The following is a 9,273-nucleotide window of genomic DNA, read 5'->3' on the forward strand; positions in this document are numbered from 1 at the left end:
AAGTTTTATTGATATTGTATAAATTAGGTAATTGCGAAACAGGTTCCGGATATAGCTCTAATTAGTGCCGAAGCTTGGGAGTTTAGAATATCTGAGATTGAAAAGAACGGAAAAACATGGTGGATCATGATATAAGTTGGAATTGAACAGGAAATGGGCGCATTTATAGAGGGAAATGAAAAAACTTGTTTTAAAAATAGTAACTTCTATGCAATTAGGGGTTTAAGGCTTCGGATGTACTGATGCTGTTCGATCTTATCAGCCAGAATCACTCCGATAAGCTGTGTGATGCCGGCCAGGATCAGATCAGCATGAAGCGTTTTCTCATTTTGCGTCTTGCGGCCGGCGATCCCAAAGCTGTCTTTGAAGTGGCTGATGGAGCGTTCCACAGTGGTTCTGATCCTGTATGTATCGTTCCATTCTTCAGTCCCACGCACAGTGCCGGGATAAGTACGGAAGTCTTTTTCCGGGTAAAGGTATACCATTCTTCCGCATGGTGAAGATGTGCAGGGAGTGTCACAGTGACAGACACGGTGATATTTTCCTGTGGAAGGATTCTTTTCCCATCTGACTTTTGGACAGCTGAATTTATAGCGCACAATGCCGTTCTTCCGCTTACTGGTCCCTTCATATTTCATGGGAAGGGATGGGTCATCCGGACAACAGGGGATCCCATTTTCATTTACGGAACAGTCACTGTTTTCCAGTCCGGAACGGGAATTTAATGGGATGTAGGCTTTTTGAAAGTGAATGCCATTACCGTCAGCATCCATGCCAAAGGTGTCTCTGAAAGAAGCTCTTTATAAAGTCTGGCGGAGTCAAAGGCGGCATCTCCTAAAAAAATATCCGGGCTGATGAGGGGATGTGCAGCAAACAGGTCCTGTAAAGTAGGGATAAGCAGCCTGGCATCATGGACCGATTTATCCTCATCCGGAGAACCGGACTTCTTTCCAGGAATAATTTCAGGATGCTTATCAAAAAAATCCTTATTGTAGAGGTCGATATGCCGGACAATGCCCAGACCATTTGTGACAATGCCAAATTTGTAGGCATAACAAAAATGCCCGTCAATGTAAAGCTGCTTAATATCGGAATTTGCGGCAGCATGGGAAGGCATGGAGCCGTAAGCAGCCTTGTAAGGGTCATAGTTCTGATCAAAATGCATGGTCTTTGCATATGCTTTGAGCTGTTTGATAATACGGTTGGAATATTTGGGATTGTTTTCCGTAACCCAGGCCTCTATGCCAGAGGAATCAAAGATGGTCATATCAGCCCTGGCAGAATCGATTGCCTGACAGACTGGCTCAGTAAGATCGACCAGGTGGTGAAAAAGGAGCTGCAGATCTTCAAGAAAATCCTGCTTGAACCGGGTGATTTTAGAAGCATCTGGAACCTTGTTGAAACCACAGAATTCACGGAGATGCCGGGAATACTGAAGGAAAACAAGGAGCAGGGAGTCAGTAGGGACAGAAAAAATCCGCTGGATGATAAGCGCCCATAAAAAAGCGTTCAGAGGGTATTTACGGGATCTGCCCGTTGATGCATAGAAATGCTTCCGGAAAGAAGCAGGAACAATTTCATCAAGGTCAATGTGCTGTTGTAAGAGGGACAGAAACTGAGGTCTGTCAGATTCAAAAATTTCCTGGCAATCTGAAAAAATATCTGCCAAAGAAAGCTGATTGTATGGTATCATATAGGTACAACTCCTTTCAGGTGGATATGGTTGATTTTTGTTTGGTCACTTAAATTTTACCACAAACCTGTGAGGAGTTGTTCTGTTTTATCAAAGAAAAAAGCCCGATTTTATGCGGGCTGTGGCGTTTCGCAAACGCCTAATATTGTATAAATCATAGGGAGGTACGAATATGAATCAATGTGACAGAATAAAACTTATATTACAAGAAAATAATCTAAAGCAAAAACAATTAGCCACCGAAATTGGTGTATCTGAAAGCTATATTTCCATGCTCTTAAAAAAGCCTAAAATTAATTTATCTCAGTCCCTCGCTACACTTATTGAAGAGAAATACGGCTATAACGCTGAATGGATTCTCAATGGTACCGAACCAAAACTGAAGCAAATTAGTAAGAACAAAACCTTATCTGCTCTTCATCAAAAGGCATTATCTCAGCTTGAAAAAATGAACGATGACCAAATTAAGGCTGTGCTTGCCTTCATTAACGCTTTAGATGACGTCGAAAAAGCACTATGCTCAAGCTCTGAATCCTAATTCCATAAATCATCAACAGGCAATGCAGGTGTTAATCTACACCTGCTCTTTTCTTGTGTACGATTCCCCTTCCCTTGCGATTTAATAACAGCGACATTGCCACCAAAAATAACGGAAATATCTTACAGAATCTTTTTCAGTAAAAATTACTAATCTGCTTCCCCGTTGTTGTCGTATCTCCAAAGAGTTCTTCAAAAGTACATGAAAAGAATTTCATCAATTTTACAATTTCGGATAATTCAAACTGCACTTCTCCACGTAAACGCCTCCTGGTGCTGTCCTCACTCATTTGCAGTATTTCAGCCAGTTCAGACGTGTTGATATTAAAAAACGCCATCTTTACCCTTAGCATAGGAAAAATATTAGTTTGTGTTCTTGCCATCTTCTCACCTCCTTTTTAACGCAAATTGCGTTATATTGTCCATTTATATTAAACTCAAATAGTGTTTTTGTCAAGCGTATCGCGCAAAAAACACGCATTTCGCGTTTATTTTATCTTTATAAATCATTTTTTTGCGTTTATAATGTACTTAAATCGCAAGAAGGAGTATCAATAATGGGAAGGGAACGTAAAGTCGAATCACGTGGTCCAGAATATGTAGAATTTGGAAATAATATGGCAAAATTAAGAAAAGCACGCGGATTATCACAGGCTGAAATCGCTGCCGCTTTAGGAACATTGCAGAGTACATATGCAGGTTGGGAAGCGGGAACACGTAAAGTTCAGCTTACAACCATGCTTCAGCTTTCTAAATTTTTTGGTGTATCTATCGATGTATTAATCGGTACACAAAAATTTGTTAATGTACCATCAGAAAAATCTTCCTGTGAATTAAATGATAAGGAAAAAAAGCTTGTTGATATATATAGAGAATTAAATACTGCTGGAAAACAAAAACTGCAGGAGCGCGCTGATGAATTACTGGAGCTTGGTTATACAGAAAAAAGAGACATCGAAAAAATGGCATAAATATTACACGGAAAAACACTCTAAAATTATATATGTCCATTTCACTTAAACTTTAATACTTACGTGTCACAAATGACACACCATGCGTTATACTTGTTCTTTGATAATATGCTTAACCGGGCAGCCGGGGGACGTGCTTCCACCCACTCTGAGTCTTGTCAGAAGGGGGTGGTGCCTTATGAGTACATACGAGGAATTTATAATAATTCTGGCTACTGCCAGTTTGATTGTAACCATTCTGAATTATACGCATAAGAAATAGCCGTCCTACCCTGGAAAAGTAAACGGCTAATTCTTTAGTACATATTTGCCAGAGTGGGTGAGATGCATTCACTTTCCGGCTGTCTTGTTAAGTATATTATAGCCAGTTTTCAGAAGATTGTAAACACATTTTGATAAAAATAATTGAATAGTATGCTTAACCGGGCAGCTGATAGAGCGGCTATGGTTCTCCCATCCTTTGTCTTGAAAGGAGGGGATGCTTATGAGCACATATGAAGAATTCATGATAATTCTGGCTACTGCCAGTTTAGTCATTGCCATTCTAAATTATGTACATAAGAAATAGCCGCCCTGCTCTCTGGTAAAGAATAGGCGGCTACTTCCTAGCTAATCATTTTTGCCTAGACGGGGAGCCTTAACCTCCCTTATCGGCTGTCTTGTTAAGTATATTATAGCCAGTTTTCAGAAGATTGTAAACACATTTTAATAAAAATAATTGAATAGTATGCTTAACCGGGCAGCCGGGGGACGTGCTCTCACCCATTCCGAAATCCTGACGGAAGGTGGTGATTATTATGAGTACATATGAAGAATTGAACCTAATTGTAAGCATTGCTTTATTAATCATTGCAATTCTGAGTTATGCACATAAGAAATAGCCGTCCCACTCCTTGCAAAAGTAGACGGCTGATTTCTTAGTCATTTGTTTTCGCCGGGATGGGTAGTGTGCACCTACTTTCCGGCTGTCCTGTTAAGTATATTATAGTCAGTTTTCAAGCGATTGTAAACACATTTTGATAAAATAATTGAATAATACGCTTAACCGGGCAGCCGGGGAACGTGCGTGCCATCCATCCTAAATCTTGACAGGAGGATGATGCTTATGAGTACATACGAAGAATTCATGATTATCATAGCTGTTGCTGGATTAATCGTTGCGATTTCCCGGCTGCCTTGTCAAATATATTATAGCCAATTTTTAAAAGATTGTAAATACATTTACTCAAAATTCCTAAGTGCCCGCTATATCACCAATGGCACTCCAGACATTATCAGTCTTTGATAATATCTTTTGTCAAATGTAAAAACCGTACAATGTTACCAGCATCGGACGGCTTTACATAGATTCCTATACAGATTCCAGAGAATCGGTATAATCATCCCCAGACACGAAGATTATACCATAATTCTCCCACTCTTGTATAGCTAGTTTTTATACATTTTTTAAGGAGGATTGGTAAAATGGCAACAGCAAAAAAACTTCCATCTGGTTCCTGGCGATGCCTTGCTTACAGCCATACTGAAGAAGTCTATGACAAAAAAACCGGAAAAATGAAGCGCAAGCGCATATACGAATCGTTTACCAGCAACGACCCCTCCCCACGCGGCAAAAAGGAGGCAGAATTAGCCGCTGCACAATATCAGCTGGAGAAAGATACCCTATTAATGAAAAAACGCCCGAAATACGGTGAAATGACGCTCACAGAGGCAATCGATGCATATATTGAGTCCAGAAAGATTCTGAATCGCTCACCTACCACTATCCAGGATTATGAGTGCATTAAAAAATATGCATTCCAAGATTTGATGGATTTCAAGCTGAAGGATTTAGATGAACAAATATTGCAGGAAGCCATAAACGTAGAAGCACGGCGTCCCAGTAATAAAACAAAAAGAATACAGAAACCCATATCTGCCAAACGTCTCAAAAACGAATGGGGTCTTGTCAGCGCTGTGTTGCACAAATATTCCAAGAATATTGATTTTGAGGAAATTGAGCTTCCTACTGTCGCCCAGCGTATAGTAGAACTTCCATCCGCCGGAGATGTCATGCGTATCGTTAAAGGAACAGAAATAGAACTTCCTGTTCTACTTGCAATGTGGTTATCTTTTTCCATGTCAGAAGTACGCGGACTAACAAAATCAAAATCTATATCCGGAGATTATCTGACCGTAAACGAGGTCGTTGTTGATGTCGGACATAAAGCTGTTCGAAAAGAAATGCCAAAAAATCCCACACGGACCCGCCGCCACCGAATACCACCCTATATCAAATATTTAATAGACCAGGTGGAGGGTGACAGCCTTGTACAGATGAGCGGAAGGGCACTTTACCGGCGCTGGATACGTCTGCAGGATGAAAACGGCATGGAACATATTACCTTTCATGACCTCCGGCACTTGAACGCCTCTGTCATGGCATTACTTCGGATACCTGATAAATATGCACAGGAACGTGGCGGATGGAAAACTGACCGAGTTATGAAAAAAATATATATGCAGACATTTTCGGAAGAACGTGAAAGAGTCGATAGCATTATTGACAGCTACTTTGAAAGTGCTATGCAACACGAAACGCAACACGAAATCAAAAAACCCCAGTAAATACTGAGGTTTTTAAGAGCGCGAGACGGGACTCGAACCCGCGGCCTCGACCTTGGCAAGGTCGCGCTCCACCAACTGAGCCACTCGCGCATATTGTTGACTTCATTTCTTTCTTGTTCCTGTCAACATTGAATACTATACTATATCTTTTGAAGTTTGTCAACACAAAAATGAAACATTTTTCCAAAATTCTGCAGAAATTTTTTTGTTCACTTCTATTTGTCTGATTCCCTCATCATTTAGGACAACTAAAAAACGTCCACCGGACGTTTTTGTCGTATGCACAACAACAAAAAAATCCAGTATTCAACTGGATTTTTCAGAGCGCGAGACGGGACTCGAACCCGCGGCCTCGACCTTGGCAAGGTCGCGCTCCACCAACTGAGCCACTCGCGCATATTGTCGACTTCGTTTCTTTATCCTGTTCCCGTCGACAATCAATACTATACTACATGCGTCCGAATTTGTCAACACTATTTTTAAAGTTTTTCTATTTTTCTATTTTAATCGGAATACTACTACAAAACTGCCCTCCCGCTCATTGATACAGATGGACCTTTTGATATAATATTCCCCGTGCTCCTCCAGACTGTGCTTCAGAATACCAAAATCCGGCGTGTACGCCACAATCGTTGCGCCCCGTCTCGCCACTTTAGGAATGTATTCCAGGAAGCGGTCATACAGCGCCGCCACGTTATCCAGATTTCTGAGCCTGCCGGCTGCCGGAAGATTGGTTACAATCTCATCGAACGGCTTTTCATGTGTAAAATCGAAAAAGTCACGGTTGATATAATGCGCATTGACGTGCGCCAGCGCACTGTTTCTCCGCGCCTTCTGTACGGCTTCCTCCAGGATATCCACGCCGTAGAGCGTTCCCGGCGTCACCACCTGCCTGCGCTCAATCAGCATGGTACCGACACCGCAGAACGGGTCGAGCACGCGCGCTCCCTCACGCAGATATTCCTTCACCATATACATAATCAGCGCAGCGTTTACCGGAGCGATGGATACCGGAAGCGAGCCTGCGCGGTAAGCAAACCGGCGGTCCTTTATAGTATACAGCTTCAGCAGCGGAATAAAACGTCCCTCCCGGTTTCCCACCAGGCGTATCTCTATCTCGTAGCCTCCCGGCGCATTCAGAAGCTGCCGTCCGCTCTCCTTCTCCAGCGCACGCGCAAGCTTTTTCACCAGGTCCACCTTCTGTTCATTGGACAACTGCGCGCGCACCTCCAGGCGGAAGTAAAACGGCTGCTCCTCCCGGTGGCATTTTTTCAGAAACGGCAGAAGCTGCGACTGCACGAGCTGCTCCGCCATATTCTGCGGGCTTCCCTCCAGATGCTCCAGCCCCGGAACCGGGAACAGCAGCTCCATATAAGTGCGGATGGGCAGCACACGATCCAGATTCTCCGTCTCGAAGCGGATGCCCCCTGCCAGCATACGGACCTTTTCCGGCCTGTATAACTGCTCTGCTGTCGCTTCCCTGTTTTCCCTGTTTGTAATCAGGATAACCTCCAGATGCTCATGCATTGCCGTAAACGTGTGCTTCTGCATCTTTTCCGTTTTCACAAGCACCGTCTTCAGTGCCGTCTGCTCACAGTAAACATGCTTTTCTTCCTCCGGCGTCACGGCGATGCGGTCCAGTTCCTCCATGCGCGCCTTTATCGTATCCAGATACGGCGTGCAGTCGTAGTGGGACAGCGCCTTTAAATAGTCCGCGCGGATATAAAGGATGGTCTCCCTCTGGTATGCCTCCCAGAGAACCGGCTTCAGTGACTCCTCCCCCAGCTCTCCGATAACCAGCGCCACATTTTTGCGGACCTTGGGGTCCTCATGCGTTAAAAGGTCCGTAAGTACGGAGAAATCCCCTGCAAGCTCTCTTGCAAGGGTTTTCCCGCTGTGTGTTTTTCTTATCTCTTCTTTCAGACCGAGCGCGGAATCGCGAAGGTCTACTCCGTTTTTTAAGTTGTTCAGATATTTATTCATCAACACTGTAGTTCGGTGCCTCTTTCGTTATATGAATATCGTGCGGATGGGATTCTCTGAGAGCAGCTGCCGAAATCTTTACAAATCTTCCGTTCTGCTTCAGGTCCTCAATCGTCGGTGCGCCGCAATATCCCATACCGGAGCGCAGACCACCCATCAGCTGGAATACGGTATCCTCCACGCTGCCTTTGTACGCTACGCGTCCTTCCACGCCCTCCGGCACAAGCTTCTTTGCATTCGACTGGAAATAACGATCCTTACTGCCGTTTTCCATCGCCGCAATCGAGCCCATACCGCGGTATACCTTGTATTTTCTTCCCTGATAAAGCTCAAAAGTTCCCGGACTCTCGTCACAGCCTGCGAAGATGCTTCCCATCATGCAGACATTGGCGCCTGCCGCAATCGCTTTTGTCATATCGCCGGAGTATTTGATACCGCCATCCGCGATAATCGGGATACCGCTTTCCTTTGCCGCCTCGTAGCAGTCCATTACCGCCGTAATCTGCGGTACGCCGATGCCGGCAACAATACGGGTGGTACAGATGGAACCTGGTCCGATGCCGACCTTCACCGCATCCACACCAGCCTCTATCAGCGCTCTGGTGCCTTCCGCCGTCGCAACATTTCCGGCGATCAGCTGCAGGTCCGGATACGCCTCTTTAATCATTCTCACGCATCTGAGGACATTCATGGAATGACCGTGTGCGGAATCAAGCACGACCACATCTACGTGCGCTTTTGTGAGCTCTTCCACGCGCTCCAGACAGTTCGCCGTGATGCCGATTGCCGCGCCGCAGAGAAGACGTCCCTGCTCATCCTTCGCCGAGTTCGGATATTTGATCTGCTTTTCGATGTCCTTGATGGTGATGAGACCTTTTAAGTTGTAGTCGTCATCAACGATCGGCAGCTTTTCCTTGCGCGCCTTGCCGAGGATTTTTTTCGCTTCCTCCAGCGTGATGCCGACCTTGGCCGTGACAAGTCCTTCTGAGGTCATGCTGTCTTTAATTTTTTTGGTGTAGTCTTCTTCGAATTTTAAATCACGATTTGTAATGATTCCTACCAGTTTCCCGTTCTCTGTAATCGGTACTCCTGAGATTCTGAATTTTGCCATCAGCTCGTTGGCATCCGCCAGCGTGTTTTCCGGTGAAAGATAAAATGGATCTGATATAACGCCGTTTTCTGAACGTTTTACTTTGTCTACTTCTTCCGCCTGCGCTTCAATAGACATGTTTTTGTGTATGATTCCGATGCCGCCCTGTCTTGCCATCGCAATCGCCATTCTGTGTTCTGTAACGGTATCCATTCCGGCGCTCATCATCGGAATATTCAGTTTGATTTTTTTCGTCAGATACGTGGTTAAGTCGACCTGATTTCCAATCACCTCTGAATATGCCGGTACTAAAAGCACGTCGTCAAATGTAATTCCCTCACCTATGATACGACCCATCTTCTTTTCCTCTCTTTCATGTATTTCCCGATATT

9 protein-coding genes, 2 tRNA genes and 1 pseudogene are annotated in these 9,273 nt (G+C 44.3%); 6 read left to right on the forward strand and 6 right to left on the reverse strand.

Annotation, left to right across the window (positions count from 1 at the left end; all coding sequences use genetic code 11):
• Window positions 1–301: 301 nt before the first annotated feature.
• Window positions 302–1,693: pseudogene (locus NQ534_RS00820) on the reverse strand (transposase).
• A gap of 172 nt (window positions 1,694–1,865) precedes the next feature.
• On the opposite strand from NQ534_RS00820, the gene NQ534_RS00825 reads away from it, so the two are divergent.
• Entirely contained in the window at window positions 1,866–2,231 is a 366-nt protein-coding gene (locus tag NQ534_RS00825; RefSeq protein WP_006860213.1) for a helix-turn-helix domain-containing protein, read from the forward strand.
• Window positions 2,232–2,367: 136 nt separating this feature from the next.
• Here NQ534_RS00825 and NQ534_RS00830 read toward each other — a convergent pair whose 3' ends face one another.
• The gene (locus NQ534_RS00830) at window positions 2,368–2,613 is read right to left on the reverse strand and encodes a helix-turn-helix domain-containing protein (RefSeq protein ID WP_006860212.1); all 246 of its coding nucleotides are present in this window, start codon (window positions 2,611–2,613) and stop codon (window positions 2,368–2,370) included.
• Between the two features lie 174 nt (window positions 2,614–2,787).
• Between NQ534_RS00830 and NQ534_RS00835 the strand changes: the two genes are divergently transcribed.
• The 5 genes from NQ534_RS00835 to NQ534_RS00845 all read left to right on the forward strand — a co-directional run bounded on the left by NQ534_RS00835 (window position 2,788) and on the right by NQ534_RS00845 (window position 5,808).
• Window positions 2,788–3,201 carry a helix-turn-helix domain-containing protein gene (locus NQ534_RS00835; RefSeq protein ID WP_006860211.1) on the forward strand — a complete coding sequence of 138 codons (414 nt, stop codon included), beginning with the start codon at window positions 2,788–2,790 and terminating at the stop codon, window positions 3,199–3,201.
• Window positions 3,202–3,706: 505 nt separating this feature from the next.
• Entirely contained in the window at window positions 3,707–3,769 is a 63-nt protein-coding gene (locus tag NQ534_RS21950) for a hypothetical protein (protein ID WP_465221309.1), read from the forward strand.
• Between the two features lie 229 nt (window positions 3,770–3,998).
• Window positions 3,999–4,082: a putative holin-like toxin gene (locus tag NQ534_RS21810; protein ID WP_416388629.1), complete on the forward strand. Its 84-nt coding sequence runs from the start codon at window positions 3,999–4,001 to the stop codon at window positions 4,080–4,082.
• Between the two features lie 224 nt (window positions 4,083–4,306).
• Window positions 4,307–4,486, forward strand: a complete 180-nt coding sequence (locus NQ534_RS00840) for a hypothetical protein (protein WP_006860208.1) — start codon at window positions 4,307–4,309, stop codon at window positions 4,484–4,486.
• Between the two features lie 179 nt (window positions 4,487–4,665).
• The gene (locus NQ534_RS00845) at window positions 4,666–5,808 is read left to right on the forward strand and encodes a tyrosine-type recombinase/integrase (protein ID WP_006860207.1); all 1,143 of its coding nucleotides are present in this window, start codon (window positions 4,666–4,668) and stop codon (window positions 5,806–5,808) included.
• 17 nt (window positions 5,809–5,825) lie between these two features.
• Here NQ534_RS00845 and NQ534_RS00850 read toward each other — a convergent pair.
• The 4 genes from NQ534_RS00850 to guaB all read right to left on the reverse strand — a co-directional run bounded on the left by NQ534_RS00850 (window position 5,826) and on the right by guaB (window position 9,238).
• Window positions 5,826–5,898: transfer RNA gene (locus tag NQ534_RS00850), tRNA-Gly, on the reverse strand.
• A 233-nt stretch (window positions 5,899–6,131) separates the two neighbouring features.
• Window positions 6,132–6,204, reverse strand: a tRNA-Gly gene (locus NQ534_RS00855).
• 102 nt (window positions 6,205–6,306) lie between these two features.
• The gene (locus NQ534_RS00860) at window positions 6,307–7,791 is read right to left on the reverse strand and encodes a methyltransferase domain-containing protein (RefSeq protein WP_006860205.1); all 1,485 of its coding nucleotides are present in this window, start codon (window positions 7,789–7,791) and stop codon (window positions 6,307–6,309) included.
• Window positions 7,784–9,238 (reverse strand): IMP dehydrogenase, encoded by a 1,455-nt coding sequence (guaB, locus tag NQ534_RS00865; RefSeq protein WP_040781505.1) that lies wholly within the window; start codon window positions 9,236–9,238, stop codon window positions 7,784–7,786. Before guaB ends, NQ534_RS00860 begins: the two co-directional genes overlap by 8 nt.
• Window positions 9,239–9,273: the final 35 nt, after the last annotated feature.

The sequence above is a fragment of the Marvinbryantia formatexigens DSM 14469 genome (assembly GCF_025148285.1).
In the GTDB taxonomy this organism is placed as follows: Bacteria; Bacillota; Clostridia; order Lachnospirales; family Lachnospiraceae; genus Marvinbryantia; species Marvinbryantia formatexigens.

Excerpts from the sequence above, each read along its gene's own strand:
- NQ534_RS00835 (WP_006860211.1), top strand. The coding sequence starts at position 2,788 with ATGGGAAGGGAACGTAAAGTCGAATCACGTGGTCCAGAATATGTAGAA.
- NQ534_RS00825 (WP_006860213.1), top strand. The coding sequence starts at position 1,866 with ATGAATCAATGTGACAGAATAAAACTTATATTACAAGAAAATAATCTA.
- NQ534_RS00845 (WP_006860207.1), top strand. The coding sequence starts at position 4,666 with ATGGCAACAGCAAAAAAACTTCCATCTGGTTCCTGGCGATGCCTTGCT.
- NQ534_RS00830 (WP_006860212.1), bottom strand. The coding sequence starts at position 2,613 with ATGGCAAGAACACAAACTAATATTTTTCCTATGCTAAGGGTAAAGATG.
- guaB (WP_040781505.1), bottom strand. The coding sequence starts at position 9,238 with ATGGGTCGTATCATAGGTGAGGGAATTACATTTGACGACGTGCTTTTA.
- NQ534_RS21810 (WP_416388629.1), top strand. The coding sequence starts at position 3,999 with ATGAGTACATATGAAGAATTGAACCTAATTGTAAGCATTGCTTTATTA.
- NQ534_RS00840 (WP_006860208.1), top strand. The coding sequence starts at position 4,307 with ATGAGTACATACGAAGAATTCATGATTATCATAGCTGTTGCTGGATTA.
- NQ534_RS00860 (WP_006860205.1), bottom strand. The coding sequence starts at position 7,791 with ATGAATAAATATCTGAACAACTTAAAAAACGGAGTAGACCTTCGCGAT.